The sequence below is a fragment of the Proteiniphilum propionicum genome (assembly GCF_022267555.1).
Taxonomy (GTDB): domain Bacteria; phylum Bacteroidota; class Bacteroidia; order Bacteroidales; family Dysgonomonadaceae; genus Proteiniphilum; species Proteiniphilum propionicum.
Genome location: NZ_CP073586.1, coordinates 1036670 through 1054209, shown reverse-complemented (window position 1 = coordinate 1054209; position 17540 = coordinate 1036670). Strand labels below are relative to the sequence as shown.

General features: G+C 39.7%; 15 protein-coding genes. 5 read left to right on the top strand and 10 right to left on the bottom strand.

The features are described from left to right. Positions 1 to 145: 145 nt before the first annotated feature. The 5 genes from dusB to dnaG all read right to left on the bottom strand — a co-directional run bounded on the left by dusB (position 146) and on the right by dnaG (position 7987). On the bottom strand, positions 146 to 1132 hold the full coding sequence (gene dusB / locus KDN43_RS04035; RefSeq protein ID WP_238869399.1) for a tRNA dihydrouridine synthase DusB: 987 nt from the start codon (positions 1130 to 1132) through the stop codon (positions 146 to 148). A gap of 109 nt (positions 1133 to 1241) precedes the next feature. Beyond that, positions 1242 to 3362 carry an alpha-L-fucosidase gene (locus KDN43_RS04030; RefSeq protein WP_238868396.1) on the bottom strand — a complete coding sequence of 707 codons (2121 nt, stop codon included), beginning with the start codon at positions 3360 to 3362 and terminating at the stop codon, positions 1242 to 1244. Between the two features lie 173 nt (positions 3363 to 3535). Beyond that, positions 3536 to 4843: an ABC transporter permease gene (locus tag KDN43_RS04025; protein ID WP_238868395.1), complete on the bottom strand. Its 1308-nt coding sequence runs from the start codon at positions 4841 to 4843 to the stop codon at positions 3536 to 3538. Between the two features lie 11 nt (positions 4844 to 4854). After that, the gene (locus KDN43_RS04020; RefSeq protein ID WP_238868394.1) at positions 4855 to 5799 is read right to left on the bottom strand and encodes an ABC transporter ATP-binding protein; all 945 of its coding nucleotides are present in this window, start codon (positions 5797 to 5799) and stop codon (positions 4855 to 4857) included. Positions 5800 to 5962: 163 nt separating this feature from the next. After that, positions 5963 to 7987 (bottom strand): DNA primase, encoded by a 2025-nt coding sequence (dnaG, locus tag KDN43_RS04015; protein WP_238868393.1) that lies wholly within the window; start codon positions 7985 to 7987, stop codon positions 5963 to 5965. A 110-nt stretch (positions 7988 to 8097) separates the two neighbouring features. On the opposite strand from dnaG, the gene KDN43_RS04010 reads away from it, so the two are divergent. Next, positions 8098 to 9117, top strand: a complete 1020-nt coding sequence (locus KDN43_RS04010) for a branched-chain amino acid aminotransferase (RefSeq protein WP_238868392.1) — start codon at positions 8098 to 8100, stop codon at positions 9115 to 9117. Between the two features lie 33 nt (positions 9118 to 9150). Here the strand turns inward: KDN43_RS04010 and KDN43_RS04005 are convergent, their stop codons facing one another. Continuing rightward, positions 9151 to 9627, bottom strand: a complete 477-nt coding sequence (locus KDN43_RS04005; RefSeq protein ID WP_238868391.1) for a CYTH domain-containing protein — start codon at positions 9625 to 9627, stop codon at positions 9151 to 9153. An 866-nt stretch (positions 9628 to 10493) separates the two neighbouring features. Beyond that, complete coding sequence (locus KDN43_RS04000) at positions 10494 to 11213, bottom strand: SOS response-associated peptidase (protein ID WP_238868390.1); 720 nt, start codon at positions 11211 to 11213, stop codon at positions 10494 to 10496. Between the two features lie 102 nt (positions 11214 to 11315). On the opposite strand from KDN43_RS04000, the gene KDN43_RS03995 reads away from it, so the two are divergent. After that, positions 11316 to 12359, top strand: a complete 1044-nt coding sequence (locus KDN43_RS03995) for a hypothetical protein (RefSeq protein WP_238868389.1) — start codon at positions 11316 to 11318, stop codon at positions 12357 to 12359. A gap of 64 nt (positions 12360 to 12423) precedes the next feature. Further along, the gene (locus tag KDN43_RS03990) at positions 12424 to 13080 is read left to right on the top strand and encodes a vWA domain-containing protein (RefSeq protein WP_238868388.1); all 657 of its coding nucleotides are present in this window, start codon (positions 12424 to 12426) and stop codon (positions 13078 to 13080) included. Positions 13081 to 13293: 213 nt separating this feature from the next. Here the strand turns inward: KDN43_RS03990 and KDN43_RS03985 are convergent, their stop codons facing one another. Continuing rightward, positions 13294 to 13770 carry a HipA domain-containing protein gene (locus KDN43_RS03985; RefSeq protein ID WP_256448729.1) on the bottom strand — a complete coding sequence of 159 codons (477 nt, stop codon included), beginning with the start codon at positions 13768 to 13770 and terminating at the stop codon, positions 13294 to 13296. A gap of 154 nt (positions 13771 to 13924) precedes the next feature. Here KDN43_RS03985 and KDN43_RS03980 point away from each other — a divergent pair, with 154 nt between their 5' ends. Further along, positions 13925 to 14149 carry a transposase gene (locus KDN43_RS03980; RefSeq protein ID WP_238868387.1) on the top strand — a complete coding sequence of 75 codons (225 nt, stop codon included), beginning with the start codon at positions 13925 to 13927 and terminating at the stop codon, positions 14147 to 14149. A 120-nt stretch (positions 14150 to 14269) separates the two neighbouring features. Further along, a complete protein-coding gene (locus tag KDN43_RS03975; protein ID WP_238868386.1) occupies positions 14270 to 15391 on the top strand; it encodes a Fic family protein in 1122 nt (373 codons plus the stop codon). A 470-nt stretch (positions 15392 to 15861) separates the two neighbouring features. On the opposite strand, the gene KDN43_RS03970 is transcribed toward KDN43_RS03975, so the two are convergent. Together KDN43_RS03970 and KDN43_RS03965 are read right to left on the bottom strand one after the other, a co-directional pair. Then, positions 15862 to 17025, bottom strand: coding sequence for an FKBP-type peptidyl-prolyl cis-trans isomerase (locus KDN43_RS03970; RefSeq protein ID WP_238868385.1), 1164 nt, complete (start codon positions 17023 to 17025; stop codon positions 15862 to 15864). A gap of 309 nt (positions 17026 to 17334) precedes the next feature. Beyond that, on the bottom strand, positions 17335 to 17535 hold the full coding sequence (locus KDN43_RS03965; protein ID WP_238868384.1) for a hypothetical protein: 201 nt from the start codon (positions 17533 to 17535) through the stop codon (positions 17335 to 17337). Between the last annotated feature and the right edge of the window lie 5 nt (positions 17536 to 17540).

Below are 17540 nucleotides of genomic sequence, written 5' to 3'. Positions count from 1 at the left end.
TTTTGACACCCTCTTCCTTTCTACTTATATTATTGAGTCTGTTCCGCAAACCCCAAAACCCGATTTCAGGAGGTCGCAACTCGCTGAAAATCGATGGCGTTTTTTATGGGATTTTCAGCAAAAAAGACTTATCTGAGGGGACTCATTATTCTAATCCAAACTTCTCCGGGATATCATCCATGATGGTGAATAACTCCCCAAGGGTATTGGCACGTAACATAGCAATGCGGGTGGCTTTGAAATCGGGGATTCCTTTAAAGAGAGGAGTGGCCGCCAGGTGACGCCGCATATGGAGGATACCGCGAATTTCGTCGAGTCGCTCCACACTCTCCCTTACCTGCCGTTTCAACACATTGAGATACCAGAGGAACGATTCCCGGGGCAGATGCTCTCCGGTCTGCAAAAAGTGTTTTACATCCCGAAATAACCACGGGGCACCAATGCTGCCACGACCGATCATCACCGCATCAACACCGGTCTCCCCAAACCGCTGAAGCGCAATCTCAGGTGAGGTGACATCGCCATTCCCGATAATAGGAATACGCATACGGGGATTGTTTTTAACTTCACCAATTAAAGTCCAATCGGCCTCCCCCCTGTACATCTGTGCACGGGTGCGCCCATGAATAGTGAGTGCAGCGATACCACAATCCTGAAGCTGCTCTGCAAGCGACACAATAATTTTTGAATCGCCATCCCATCCCAGCCGAGTCTTCACTGTTACCGGCTTCGTCACAGCCTTGACTACCTTTTCGGTGATCTCCAGCATCACCTCGGGGGTACGCATCATCCCCGAGCCGGCTCCTTTACCGGCAATCTTTCTGACAGGACAGCCAAAATTGATATCAATCAGGTCGGGATCCACCTCTTCACAGATTCTGGCTGCTTCAACCATGGCTGCAGGATCGTTGCCGTAGATCTGTATGCCAATAGGGCGTTCCTCCTGACTGAAGAGGATCTTCCGTTTTGTCTTCTTAACATCGCGTATCAAGGCATCGCTAGAAATAAACTCGGTATAAACCATATCTGCACCGAACTCTTTGCACAGCATCCGGAATCCAATATCGGTCACATCCTCCATAGGAGCAAGGAGAACGGGATTTTCAGGAAACTCAGTATTACCTATCTTCATCATTGCCCTGAATTAATAAAATTTACCCAATTTCTCTTTTCATTCATTTTGATTAAAAACCACTAAAATATTATCAATGCCGCTCGGGGAAAAAAGCGGGAATAAATGCCTATCGTAAATTGATTGTCACATTATTCAGCCGAAGCGGGGAAACATTTGATGCCGCATCTGCAGAACGGAGTGAAACACTATGAAAATCTCTTTTTTGCAATGTGTGGGGCAAAAGCTTCTGTGTATATACTATCCACTCTTCCAAAGGAGTGATGTTATAGGAAAACATTTTATCAAATCCGTTGTAAAATTTTATAACAAGCTGGTTATTTCCTTTTTTCAGTGGCAGAAGAACAATCTCTTCCTGCGATGTTAGTCTTGTGGGAGAAAAATGTGCAGTTACATACTCACCATTGAGCAGAATATAAACTGCATTCCCGCAGCCAACCCTAACAGCCAGAGTCTGAAGGCACGACGATTCAATTTCCTGCAGAAAAAGGATACTTTCACGAGGCTTGATCTTTTCTGATATTTGTTCCCCGTAACGAAAATCTCTCACCATTTTCCATCCGTTATCTGCAAAGCCCACATCAATGGTTACCATACCCTCCACTTCAATATTTCCAAAAACGCCACGTCCTGGCTTCCGGTATAAATTGCCCCATTTCACAGAATTTTTGAGCAGTCTCACCTTTTCAGATGCTGAAGGCTGAAGCGTTACCTGCTGCCTCTGACCATCGATCTCCAGCTCAATCGTTCGTCCAATCTCACTTTCGGTAAATATAATATCTGGTGAGACAACACTCCTGCGGGAGCGAACAGCCCAATCATAACCGATAAGGCTTTTATAACCCGAATAATAGTTAATGCTCGAATGCCCAAAAAGATGCATACTGTTTTGAGATGTCAAAACTGCCCCTTTAGCAACCGGTGAAGGAATCACAACAAAGCCATCATCAAATGTTATTTTAATTACCGGGAAAAGTTCTTCGCTATGCAGGGGCGACAAATCGACTTCAAGACGACCGCCATTTTGTACAAACAGACACGTCTGTCCTGAAGCCAATAGTTTTACTTCACTTACAACTCCACTGAAACCTGAAATCTCAATTTTTGAAGATGACGGCACTCTTTGCACAAATCCATACAGACAATTTTCTCCGGCAGTTATATCTCCCCACTCAAATGAATGTGGAAAAGGATTAGGCTTTGTACCATATATTGCTTCAGCATTCGCTTTTACCCATTTACCGATACCGAGCAGCATATCACGCTCAAACTCCACTACCGATCCGTCGCCTCTGGGGCCGATATTTAGCAGGTAATTCCCGCCACGGCTGATCACCTTTATCAGGCTGGCAATCTTCTCTTCCACTTTCGGTTGAACCTGTCCCCGCACCTGCCACGAGCGATAGCCCCATGTTTCGGGGAAGACGGAAGCGGCGGTCTGCCACGGCACCCCCAACTTGTAGGAAGGATATTCGTTATCAGCCATCACGGCAAAATCCACGAAGTCGTTCCCCAGCCTGCCACTGATCATACAATGAGGCTGCAACCGGTTTACCAGCTCATACAAGCCCTTGCTCTGCAGTGGCGTAAGAGAGCCCATGTCAAACCAGATCTCTGAAATTTCACCGTAATTGGTCATGATCTCCTCCACCTGTTTCAGGTTAAAAAGATAGTGCTCAGGAGTAAGAGGATCGGCATTATGACTTGATATAGGATATGCCTGTGGAAAATGCCAGTCTATCAGCGAGAAATATACCCCGAAATCTATCCCGCCCCTCTTGCATGCCTCTGCAAGTTCCTTCATCAGATCTCTTCCATAAGGAGTTGCATCAACGATGTTGAAATCAGTATATTCCGAGTGGTACATACAAAAACCGTCGTGATGCTTGGATGTTAAAACAATAGATCGCATACCCGCCTTTTTCGCCAGTGCCACAATACTGTCCGGATTCCATTTCAACGGGTTGAATTCACTTGCGGTGTCTGCATACCAGTCGCTGAATATACCGGCAAACGACTGGATCTGTTCACTATATCCGCGAGTAACCGGTTTTCCTTCGTACACACCGCCGTAAACGGAGTATAAGCCGAAATGGATAAACATGGAGAATTTCTGATCAAGCCATTTCTGCACAGGTTTCTCTTGTGCAGAAAGTGTTGTTACAATTGCAGAAAGTAAAAGAAACATTTTCAGCTTCATAGATAATTTCATTTCAGTCCGGGTTTTCATCTCTCAGGTTCTTTAATATATACATAAACATTTCACCTCTTACAGACCGTAATAAGCGCCGAGGTTTAATTAACAGTTGTTCTCTGACGACTGCATGTATTACCAACAGCCTCGATCGCGATCGGGCTATTCAATATTAACAGCTGTTTTCTGATACGGCAGATCATATACTATCACTTGTACCTGACCCACTTCAACATCTCTTTTATGGAGGGTTTCTTCCCGTACATCAGAATACCAACCCTGTAAATTTTAGCTGCGAAAACAGAAATAAGTATAAATGTACCGTACAGCAGCAGAACTGCCAGCAGCTTCTCCCATAAAGGTATTCCGAATGGAATACGCACCATCATTACTATAGGAGAAGTAAATGGGATAAGTGATGTCCAGAATGCCAAAGGACCGTCGGGATTGCTCACACTGTAAAATCCGGCAAAAAATGCAAACATTATTAGCAACGTTACCGGCGTCATAAATTGGCTGGTATCCTCATCACTGTCGACTGCAGAGGCAAACATCGCAAAAATTGAAGCATACAAAACATATCCGCCAATAAAGAAAAGAAGAAAATAGAACGCTATCTCAAACCAATTGACACTAAGGATGGAACTGACTACGCCCTCCATATTGAAATCTCCCATGTTTGCCGACACGGCTGCCGCCTGCTCTGGAGAAGAGATAAGGAAAGACATACCACTGAATAAAGCTCCCAGCAATACACCCCATATCACCAACTGGGTAATTCCAACCAGCCCAATCCCAATAATTTTCCCTATCAACAGGTTTACAGGCTTTACCGAAGAGACCATCACCTCCACAATACGGCTTTTTTTCTCTTCCAACACAGCCTGCATAACCATATTGCCATACATGAGGATAAACATGTATATTAGTATGGTAAAAACCATCCCTATAATAGTGGCAAGCTCGGTAGACGACTCCGAAACATTTCCATCATCGCCCATACGAAAGGTTCTCAAAGATATTTTGTGACCATCCTCTATAATGGAACGAACCCGGGAAATAGCTTCAGCATCTACATTGCTCGACGATGAAAGTTCATCAAGCTTTTGCTGGGTTACCTTCTCATTCAGAGTGCTTTCGATAATTGATTGCAGCTCTTGCGGGGCCTGCTTGTCTGAAGTGAGGGAGACAGCACGCGGATTTTCATTCAAATCGCCAGTAATCTGCAGAATGGCAAATAGATCCTTGCCCAATCTCGACTCCGTATCCTGCTGTTCCTGTTCTTCCACAATATGAAAATGGTATTTACCGGTAGATTTCAACAGTTGGGCATAAGTGCCGGTGTTATCAATCACCGCTATACTCTTCACCCCTCCTTCATTCAAGGTGGAGAGCCATAAAGGAACTACCGACAAAGCGATCATTAGCAAAGGCATGAGCAATGTAAGGATAATGAATGATTTCTTTCTTACCCTCGTGATATATTCGCGTTGTATAACTAATCCTGATTTATTCATTTTTTATGAGATTAAATGAGATTAAACGAGACTGGCTCTATTTCTGCCTGTTTAGAGTCACGTGTAACTGTTTTTATAAAGACATCAGTCATGGTGGGCAGCTCTTCGTCGTAACTCACCACTTCGTATCTATCGAAAATCAATCTTGCCAACTCGTTACTGCTGATATCGTCAGACTTTTTCACCCGAAGATCGATGAACTCATGGTAAGGTTCCTTTGAGAGCAACGTGAACGAGGGATGCTCAAGGTCAAATTGATTTCCGAAAAGGCGAAAACGAAAAATATTGGGGCGATGTGCTTTACGAACATCAAACACATTCCCCTGCAATACCACCTGAGACTTGTGGATGAGCGCTATATTATCACACAGCTCCTCCACCGACTCCATGTTATGGGTGGAAAGGATGATGGTCTTCCCCTCTTCTTTCAAACGAAGCATTTCGTTTTTAACAATTTCTGCGTTTACCGGGTCAAACCCGCTGAAGGGCTCATCGAAGATCAGCAGGTCGGGGTTATGAATAACGGTAGAGATAAACTGCACTTTCTGCTGCATACCTTTCGACAACTCCTCCACCTTGCGGTTGTACCAGCTCATGATATCAAACCGTTTAAACCATATCATCAGTTCACGGTGTGCATCCTTTTTCGATAATCCCCGCAGCCGGGCAAGATACATAGCCTGTTCACCGACCTTCATTTTTTTATACAATCCCCTCTCTTCGGGCATGTAGCCAATATTATACACATCTTCGTTTCTCGAAGGGCGCCCTTCAATCATTACCCCACCGCTATCGGGTGCGGTGATGCGCGTAATGATGCGTATGAGTGTGGTCTTTCCCGCCCCGTTAGGTCCCAGGAGGCCGAATATTGTCCCCCTGGGAACCCCTATACTCACCCTATATAGTGCCAGGTGATTAGCGTACTGTTTTACTACGTCGGTGGTTTCTAAATACATATGTACAAATTTAAGTTATTGATTCAGATAATTAAATTTTTATTACCGAAAAAGCAATGACTAATCAACATTCAATGTTGTTGATGAGTAACATCGCAAGTTAAGCCAAAAGCTTTTTAGGTCTGTATGGGAGCATGCAAAATAACGAATTATTAACACGCAGTTAGTATTTTAATATAATTCTCTCTCCCAACTCTTTTGAGAGAACTTTTTTTATCTCCTGCAACTGTTTCAATTCAACAATAAGAGAAAGGTTCTTATCCGGGTCTCCTGTTTTCATCTCCTCTCTTATCTCCTTTATTTTATGAAGGATATAGGCATTTTTAAGCTCGGTGGTAGCTCGAGGTACATAGCTGTTAAGCTGATTCTCTTCACTAAGTCTCGAATCTCTGGCACCAACCTCCTCTCCAAGTATCTTCGAATGTATCTTGCTCAGATGATAACGATCGCTCATCAGTTCTGATGCCAGCTTGCTGATCTCAGGATCGGGATGCGACAGGAAATATCGTCCGGAATCGAAACTTGCATCTTCAAGATGATCAACTGCCTCCTCAAAAACCTGCCTGTAGAGATCATTTGAAAACGCAATCTTATCTCGTTCAAGGTCAAACAGCACAAACTCTGTCACACCCGGCCCCACCTCCACCAACAGCTCTTCTTCTATAACGGCTTTACCCTCTTTCCGTTTATGCTTTTCAAATTTCTTGTATATGGGCGTATTCCCATAACGAATTATGTAACGCAGAATTTCCAGTTCATACTTATCGTAAGGATTTCCAGAAGAGAATTTCCAACCGGTTTCACTTCTTGTTGCAACACCAATCTCCTGCTTTTCACTATAGGAAGCCTCTTTATCTTTTTGTTCCTTCTTTTTTTCGTAGTTGCGCCGGCGAATTTTATTTATCTCACCAATGAGCACCCGCTCAGGCATATCAAGCAACTGCGAACAGTCCTGTATATACACTGAACGTGTGATTGTATTGGGTATCAGCGCTATGCTCTCTACCACATTCGATATCAGCCCTGCACGTTTAATTGGATCATCACCTACCTCCTCCAGCAGGAGCTGCGTTTTAAACCTTATAAAATCAACCTCATTATCTGCGATATACCGGTTAAAATCCTCTGCGTTCTGTTTTTTCGCAAACGAGTCGGGGTCTTCTCCTTCAGGAAGCAGCACCACCTTTACATTCATATCATCTTCAAGCAACAGGTCGATTCCCCTCAATGCAGCTTTTATTCCCGCCGCATCACCGTCGTAAAGCAGGGTGATATTCTCTGAAAAACGATGGATCATACGAATCTGGCCGTGAGTGAGAGCTGTCCCCGACGATGCCACAACATTCTCAATACCTGCCTGATGCATTGAGATAACATCAGTATACCCTTCAACAAGAAAACATTTGTCCTGCTTAACAATAGCGCTCTTTGCGAAATAGATTCCGTACAGTTCATTGCTTTTGGAATATATTTCACTCTCGGGAGAGTTAACGTACTTACCTGTATTCTCTACCTTTTTAAGAATACGTCCCCCAAAAGCCACCACTTTGCCCGAGAGAGTATGGACGGGAAAAAGTACTCTGCCGCGAAAACGGTCAACAAGTGGCCGGTTATACTCTCCTCCTGCAGACAAGCCAGTCTTCAGCAGGTAGTCGCGTTTATACCCATTTTTTTGCGCTTCTGCAGAAAAGGCATCGCGTTGTTCGAGGCTGTATCCCAGTTGAAATTTTCTTATGATATCGTCCCTGAAACCCCGTTCACGAAAATAAGTCAATCCTACAGCTTTTCCCTCAGGGTGAGTGTGAAGTATCTTCACAAAATAGTCCCGTGCATACTCGTTAAGGATAAACATGCTCTCTCGATCGCTCTGAGCCTGTTTTTCCTCATCGGTAAACTCTTTTTCAACAACTTCAATATTGTATTTGCGGGCAAGGTATTTCAGAGATTCATAATATGAAAGCTGCTCATGCTTCATCACGAAATGTATGGGAGACCCACCCTCTCCGCAGGCAAAGCATTTGCAAATATTCTTTGATGGAGAGACGTAAAACGAAGGAGTACGGTCGTCATGAAAAGGGCATAACCCCACATAATTTACACCCCGGCGGCGAAGCGTAACAAAGTCGGACACCACCTCCACAATTTGTGCGGCGTCCTGAATACGACCTATTGTTATGTGATCAATCATTTATAAATACGAAATTAATGATTTATATTGTGAAAAAAAGTGATTTTATAAAATAATATCATACATTTGTATGGGATAATTTGAACTTATATACTATTAATTTTTTAAAAATGAATGCTATCGATTGGTCAAATATATCATTTGGCTATATGAAAACCGACTACAATGTCCGCAGTAACTACCGAGATGGAAAATGGAGCGACCCTGAATTGGAAACTTCGGAGTACCTGAACCTACACATGGCTGCCACATGCCTTCACTATGGGCAGGAAGCATTTGAGGGTCTGAAAGCCTTTCGTGGAAAAGACGGGAAGATACGAATCTTCCGCATGCGTGAGAATGCTTTGCGCCTGCAGTCATCCTGCCGTGGTATCATGATGGCCGAACTGCCGTTAGAACTCTTTGAAGAGATGGTGTTGCTCGTTGTAAAGAAAAACGAACATTTTGTCCCACCCTACGATAGTGGGGCTTCACTCTACATCCGGCCGCTGCTTATCGGCACAAGTGCCCAGGTAGGTGTAAAGCCGGCAAGAGAGTATACTTTCCTTATTTTTGTAACACCCGTGGGGCCCTATTTTAAGGAGGGATTTAAGCCCACACCTATGGTGATCATGCGTGAATACGACCGCGCAGCGCCACTTGGCACGGGAACATACAAAGTGGGTGGCAACTATGCTGCCAGCCTGAAATCGGGAGAGCTAGCACACGAAATGGGCTATTCAGCCGTACTCTACCTCGACGCCAGAGAGAAAAAATATATCGACGAATGTGGCCCTGCCAATTTTTTCGGCATCAGGGATAACACCTATATTACACCAAAATCCGAATCTATTCTGCCCTCTATCACAAACAAAAGCCTGATGCAGCTGGCAGAAGAGATAGGGCTCAAGGTGGAGCAACGTCCCGTATTAGAAGAAGAGCTTGCCACATTTGAAGAAGCGGGCGCTTGCGGCACAGCCGCCGTAATCAGCCCCATTCTGCGGATCGACGACCTAAGTGAGAATAGATCCTACAAAATTTCAAAAGACGGGAAAGCAGGCCCTATATGTGAGCAGTTGTATCATAAGCTCCGGGCCATTCAGTATGGTGACGAACCCGATAAATATGGTTGGGTGACTATTGTTGAATAAACTATAAAAAGCGGCTAAGCCGCTTTTTCCATTTTATTTCGCATCCCACTCTTTGTAGGGATGCATAGAGAGTGATGAGTTGTAATAGCGTATGTCTCCAGTTACTTCACCCCGCAGCCAATCAGGCTTTTCAAAAGGCTCATCTTCCTCTTCCAGCTCGATCTCCGCAATAACCAGCCCTTCGTTGCTACCATAGAATTCATCAACTTCAAATAAATGCCCTTCATAATTGATAAGATACCTGATCTTATCAATCACGGCTCCCTCACATAACAGCAGCATCTCTTCGGCATCCCCTACCGGAATTTCATACTCCCATTCGTTCCGTTTTATCCCCCCTTCCTCCGAAGCGCTTTTAACGGTAAGAAATGCCTTTTCTCCATTAACACGTACACGGATAACACTTGTTCCTGAAAGGGACAAATAGCCCTGTTTAATTATAAACCTCTCAAAAGAATGAGTTCTATAATCTCCATCTACCAGAAACTTACGTTCTATTTCGTATCCCATATATCTATCAGTTTTATTCAAACTTACATAAAATATTTGTGATTCTGTATGCCGCTTTAAAAAAATAAGCAAGAGTCCTGTTTTCTTTATCAACTAACATAAAAACAGTCTTGCAAAAAAGGTTTGCATCCATTACGAATAGTTAGCTATCAACAACCGGACAAAAACCACCGAATAAAAATTCGCTTATCCGATAAAAACTGAAGCAATGTTCTTCCCGACGATTAATGTAAATAAGAAATAAAGAAAATGAAGATGGATTGAAAGCGTTCACTGTTTGTGAAAAGAGATAAAAAAACTATGTTTTTAGAATCTCGTAATCTCTACGAAAAAATAAAAACATAGTTAAGATTTTGGTTGGATTAAATAAAAATCAATGCGCGTAATTCTATTCTTTATTCAATGAATCCACAACAAAAATAATATATTCAAAGAAATTGGTAATTTTTTATTTGTACTTTTTTTGCATTTTGAGGAAAATTTCCACGATTTCACCATTTTTCTCAACAGTTCCTTGTGATAGCGTATTTGAAATAAACATTGCAATCAACAGAATGGCGGCTCATTCAAAGGGATTCTGCCTAATGAACCTAATGTTCTGCTGAAAGAAAGCGACTTGCATGATGAACCATTATTTGAGAAAGTGAGAAAAAATATTCATACATGCCATATTCTTTTTCTTCTGCTTACCGCAAAAAATACACTCGACAGTAAATTAGATAGATTAAGGACACGTTCTAGCAAGCCAGTTACCATCCATTAGCAACACGCCGTGACAGGAAAAGTTCAATAATTGCGCAAACACTTGTTGCTTAAATGCAAACGTTTATTATGATAGTGAAGGATGAATTCATTATTTCAAATTTTTAAAATAAATTTGCATTATCAACCTGTTCTTTGATACCCGGGAAATTACGATTGATTTTTGAATTACCCGCATTCCTGGATATCTGGTAGGCATCCATTTCTGTTTCTGGGAAAGGCTTCATCAGCCCTTTTATTATATTAATGTCTGTCTCGGGATTGACCCATGTGCTGATATCCGATTTTGAAAGGATCAGAGGCATTCTTTTCTTTGAATTGTGGATTACCTCCATCATTGGGTTAGCATCGGTGGTGATGATTGAGAAAGTATCAACACTCTCTCCGGTACGCTTATTGGTCCACAGGTTGTAAATGCAGCCGAAGCTGAACACCGTATTGTCCTTCGGAAAAACATAGTAAGGTATTTTGGTATTGCCTTCGTGCTTCCACTCAAAAAAACCATCCACGACCAGTATAGCACGTTGGTTTTTAATAGATGATTTGTAGGAACGTTTCTCGTGGATAGTGTCGGACCGGGCATTCAGTGTTTTTTCCCGGATATCCCTGGCCATCTCGTCGCTGTACGCAAATGATGGTATCAGGCCCCATTCCGAAAGTTCAATCTTGCCCTGTTTGATAATGGGCAGTTTGGGGTGAGCAAAACCCGATACTAGGAAATAATCGTCGTCAAAGTCAATATCACTCTGTACACCTTTATTGGCATTCAGGTATTTCCGGATCGCTTCTTTTGTTTTTTTCTCAACTGAAATGGTAAAACACATGTTGTAACTGAATAAATGACTAAATTTGACGTAGCCACCTATTGATGGCCAAAACAGCTTTCAAATATATGAAATTTCTATTGTCTATAAAACTTTAATTCTATGTATCAGTACAAATCAGAAGCCCTTATTTATATTGAGCCCTCATTTGATGATAATGCCAACAAGGCAATAGTTGAAAATTATCAGTTCATCGTTGATAGTTTTAAACAAATTGGGATCTCATTTATTTACCTGCCCAAACTATTGACGAATGATAGTTTCAATAAGGTAATGGATTATAACCATCCATACTTCAATAATTACGATCAGGCTGATCTGGCAAAGCTTTATCCACAATTAATTAACCACTTTAAAATAATATCAGACGAGCCTGTATTAGCTTATTTTTCCGATGAGGCTGATGAAGTGTATAAATTTGAATTTCATCCCTGTGGATGCGGTACTGCAAAAGAACAGCTAACAGTTAACATAAAAGAGATTCTTAATGAAATCAATCAGATTAAAGCTGAAATTCAATTAAGAGAAGATCAGGAACCGCATTTAGAATTCAGGATTTTAGACTATTCTGTTGAATATAAAAAAGAAAAAGATGCTGATTCGCATTTTGAAAGAGTAGCATTTGAAATACCCGAAGATCTAAGAAAAAAAATTAATGAGCTAAAGGAGGCAGGGTATCTTTCCAAACTCATTGAATTTCTTGAAGAACTACAAAAGACAACCAGGAAGCTCAGCCGATTGCATATTACAAAAGATTTTAAGATCTATCTGATGGACTATGAAATGAAAGAGGTTAAGATGAGTCCATTGCCTAAGGCATTGTACTTTTTATTTCTAAATCATCCTGAAGGGATCCTTTTCAAAGAACTGACAGACTATCGCACAGAGCTAATGACAATTTATAAAAATATTTCACTTAGAGAAAATCCCGACGAAGCCAGAGAAAGTATAAAAAAGATGACCGACCCTTTCGATAATTCGGTTAATGAGAAATGCTCCAGAATAAGAACAGCATTCCTGAGAGTTGTTGCTGAAGATATTGCTGAAAACTATTATATAACCGGTTACAGAGGTGAAGAAAAAAAAATATTATTAGACAGAGAATTAGTTATATACGAAAAGGATAGTATATTGCAAGGCTTGTAAATCTCCATACGCATTTCTCCATATCCATAACTTTACGGCATATTCATATAAAATCTTTAAAGTTATGAAAGAAAATTATTTAAAAATCATTTTTGTTATCGATGAAAGTGGCTCTATGCAAGGAACCGAATCGGATGTTGTTGGTGGATTCAACAATTTTATTGATCAACAAAGATCACAACCTCATGGTAAGATAACTGTTTCATTGTATAAATTCAACAGCCATTGGAGCAGGGTAGTAAATGATCTTCAGTTGAATGAAATTCGTCCATTGACAAATAACGATTACACCCCGGGAGGTCTCACCGCTCTATATGACACAATCGGAAATGCAATCAACGACATTGTAAAGCAAACTGCTTATTCAGAATCGGAATGCAATGCCGATACGGTGATAATGGTTATCATTACCGATGGCCAGGAAAATGCCTCAAGTGAATATGATTCCCGGAAAGTAAAACAGATGATCCAGGAACTTGAAAAAAGTGAAAACTGGCAATTTATTTACCTGGGCACTGACCTGAACAACTTTTCGGATGCGGATACGTTGGGCCTTAAATACCAGGCCTCATCAAACAAAACGAACCTGAAACAAAAATTTAACGTTGTTTCTGAACATTCGTTACGGTTTAGAATAGCCGATCCTGAAGAAAATAAAGACAGAATGATGGAGGCTTTTATTGATGATTTGGAAAAAGATGAGGATAGGGATAAGCGCTAAGGCGAAACCCTTCTATTACTACTAGCACACTTATTGGGATAGTGTGACACTATCCCTCCAAGGGTGCTATTACAACTTAAATCAATTTTTCAATTGAGTTATTGAGTCTCCTCCGATAAGTCTTTTTTCTTGAAAATTTCACTAGATGATCATTGATTTTCAATAAGTTGAAAACCAATAAAATTGGGTTTTGAGGTTTTCGGAGAGGACTCATTATTTGAAGAGTTGCATTCGTTCTTGCAATAAAGCTATATACTGTATCCGGTTAGCTGAAGAAAGAAAAGGATGCTGTACCGCTTTCTTCATTTTTTGTTCCGCTTTGATAAATCGGGCAAAGGTGTTGAATACTTGTTTTTCGTTTAATCCATACTTTTCCCCTAAATCTATAAAATCTTCCTTCGTTAGGTTTCTTTTTTTTCCATTGATGATTAAAGCCATTTCTTCGTTATCCTCAGGAAGATGTAACTGAACATTCAGCAAATCATAGGATGGAGAAAAAACCCATTGATCGTTTGTTTTTATCAAAGATAAATTCTTCAAATGCATATCATTATTTCCAGTAAGATAGCTGAAAACAGTAACTTCAAAAAGTCGCAGTAAATCTAATAATGTATTGGTTGAGTATTCTGCAACAGCTTGGGCTGAACACCCGGAACAGTGACTGAACTTTCTACCACTTACTTGGCTAATTCTGCCATTTCATCCATCGTATAATCTAAAACGGGAGGCTGTGGCGTTCCAAAAAACTGCAAGCTACAAGCCGAATGAAAATCCCTATCCGTTGCTTCGTGATGTCAGATCTTTTATTTGGCAAATCAGTTTGACACTTTAATTTTGTAAAATTATGACAAGAGATAGGCATCAATGGAGCAAGGAGCAGAAGCTCCAGATCATTCATGAAGTTGAAGTTAATGGATTACAACCCACGCTTCGAAAGAATCATCTCTCACAATCGTTGTTTCATAAATGGAAACGCCGATTTAATGAACAGGACATGGCAGGACTCGAGGCACAATATCCAAAAGTTGATCCGGAGAAAAGAAGGTTTGTTCGTATGAAAGCAAGCTAACTTAGAATAAAAACTCTCTTATTCTAATTTATATTGAATAAATTGGAATTGTGATTTCTTTATTCTAATTTTGAGCGTATTTTTAGAATAAAAGGTTGCTCATTCTAATTTTTATGTAATATGAAAAATTACAAGTCTGGAAAGTTTGTAAATCAAGGAGGCTATAAAAGCTTTCAGCCAACATTATTAAATAGGAAATGGGAAATTGGTGATATGCAAGTCATTAGCCTATTAAGCAAAGCTGATCGTTTCCTGGGACGCTTAGATATGTATTCTGAATATGTAGACATAGATTTGTTTATTCAAATGCATATTGCAAAAGAAGCTACACAATCATCGAAGATTGAGGGTACTCAGACGAAAATCGAAGAAGCTTTTTTAGCTAAATCAGAAATAAGTGCAGAGAAAAGAGATGATTGGGAAGAGGTTCAAAATTATATAATGGCAATGAATGAGGCTGTTGAAATGCTACACAGATTACCTTTCTCTACTAGACTTATAAAACAGGCTCATAAAGTCCTTTTACAAGGTGTTAGAGGCCAGCATAAACAACCTGGAGAGTTTCGAAATAGTCAAAACTGGATTGGTGGAGCCACTCTTAACGATGCAATATTTATTCCTCCAGTTCACTACGAGATAGACAACTTAATGTCAGATATTGAAAAATTCGCCAATTCAGAAAATGATTTTACACCCGACTTGATAAAAATTGCTCTAATTCATTATCAATTCGAAACTATACACCCTTTTTTAGATGGAAATGGAAGGACAGGCCGATTATTAATAACATTATATCTTGTTTCAAAAAATATTCTAAAGCGTCCAATTCTATATCTATCTGATTTTTTTGAACGCCATAGAACTTTATATTATGATAATTTAATGCGCGTTCGTACTCATAACGATATTAGTCAATGGTTAAAGTTTTTTCTTACAGGTGTTGTAGAAACTTCTCAAAATGGAGTAAAAACATTAAGTGCGATTATGCAGTTAAAAAACTCAATTGAAAAGAGTGTTGATACTTTAGGAAAAAGAGGCATAGATGCACGATTAATTATTGATTATATGTATAAGAAACCCATAATTTCTGCTTCTGAAATTATGAAGCTTATTGATAAATCACCACAAACAATTTATAATTTACTCGCTGACTTAGAAAAGTTAGATATAATTAAAGAAATTACAGGAGCTCAAAGAAACAAATTATATATTTTCGGAGCTTATATAGATTGCTTCAAATAATATCAGGCAATTGAATTAATTTGTTTTGCAACACTCACCAACACGGTGGGTGTTTTTTTCTATAGGGTGGGGAGTTGCATGAAAGCGAGATAAGGTTAATTGTGCTTTAATGGTGGCAATTATCTGAAAAAGAAGGCTTGCTTTATAAAAACACACTTAGATAATATTTTATCAATGCAGATATAGTTGATTGTGAAAAACCTCTTTTATAATAAATGTTTTACCAAACAAAAAAAGCACCTACAAATATTTGTTGTAAGTGCCTTATTTCTAAAGTGATCCGGGCGGGATTCGAAAGCAATCTGCACACCATGTTTATTATCAAATGATTGCAACTTCTATTTATAAATTATTGGTGAAAACCGAACACTTTACCGAACACTTTTGATGTTTTTAGTTTAAAAAAAGAAGTATTTGAAGACTTTCTCCCAAATCCGAAACTTAGATTAGTCAAACTTTTAATACATTTACTACATTATTTCCATAAGTTCAATTTCAAAAACCAATGTTGTATATCCGGGTATATTGCCTGAGCCTGATGAGCCATAGCCTAATTCCCATGGAACCCAAATCTCCCATATATCACCTTCTTTCATGTGTTGGAGTGCAGTTGAAAAACCATCTATAACACCATTTACACTGAAGGTTCTGGGAATATTATTTTTTGATGTAGTATCGAATACAACTTTATTGGTGAAAGTATTGCCATGATCATCTATGTATGAGTCTGACTTTTCCCAGTTATTTTTATACCAACCGGTATATTTAACTTTCACTTTATCGAGGAAATAAGGAGAACTTCCACCTTCTCCAATCTTGTTTACCTTATACATTACATGACCTTTTCCTGACAACGAGCTAAGTTTTGTGTATTGCGGACTGGAAGCGATTTTGGTAAATTGTATTTCATTAGATTCTCTCCAAGGTACTTCAAGAGTTTTAAAAACAAATTGATTTCCATATACTGTTCCTACGCTATTAGTAGCATATGCTCTAACATAATAAGTAGAGTTTGGATCCAAGTCAACAATTTTGCTTGTAAAACTACCCATACCCTCACCATCATCTGTTTTACTATCGCTGATGGATGGCTTTTCACTTTTACTCCAGACAACCCCCCTTGCAGTTATATATCCTCCTCCATCATCAGTAATATTCCCACCAGACGTGGCAGTAGTATGGGTTATTTCGGTTATTTCCTTTGTAGTAAGAATGGGGTCATAATTGGTTGTAAACGACATTGCCATACCATATCCAGTACCTTTGCTATTTGTAGCATACGACCTAACATAGTATCTTGTGCCGGGCTTTAAGTCATTTATACTACTTATAAAACTTCCACCTCCCGCACCATTTTCTGTTTTATTGTCTCTGATGGATGGGTTTTCATTTGTACTCCAGCATACTCCCCTTGATGTAACTGTAAATCCTTTATCGTCGGTTATTATACCACCTGATGTGGCAGTTGTATTAGTAATATCTGTTATCTCTGTTGTAGACAAAACGGGCACATCTCCTTTTTCATTATTACCACCGTTGTCATCAATATCACCCTTTTCGCAGCTGTTTAAAAATAACAGAATTGATCCTATGAGGATTAATACATAGAAGTAGATTTTTTTAGTTGTTGTCATGATATATTGTTTTGAGCTGAAAAGCAAATATAACGTTTTTTAATGATACTCTAAGGATAGAATAAATATCTCAAATAGAATCTACTGATTCATTTATGCAATTTCTTTAAATAAATAGGGTTTATACAGGGTTTTAGAGAACGGTAATTCGCATCGATTTCTCAAAATGTCAACTTGCTGACAATCAGTTGAAATAATTACTAAACTTGTTAGTTTTAGGCTACATAAAATAGACCATTAATTAATTACCCAATATTGGGATTGCAGTAATGCACTAATTCAGTTACCATTATAAACATAAACATTCCGTCATCTTTTATTTTTCTCTGGTGGATACCTCTTAGATGCTTCAAACATTATCTTATTCCACCGTTCGTTGCTTACTGGCTTTGGTTCATTCTCCAACATTTCTTTCATTAGTGAATGCGCTTGAGTGGTAATACCCATTCGTACGATTAATGGTTCTTCTTTAGTCCCTAAATTGGCTGATATGGTTACTAAATCTTCCATAACTT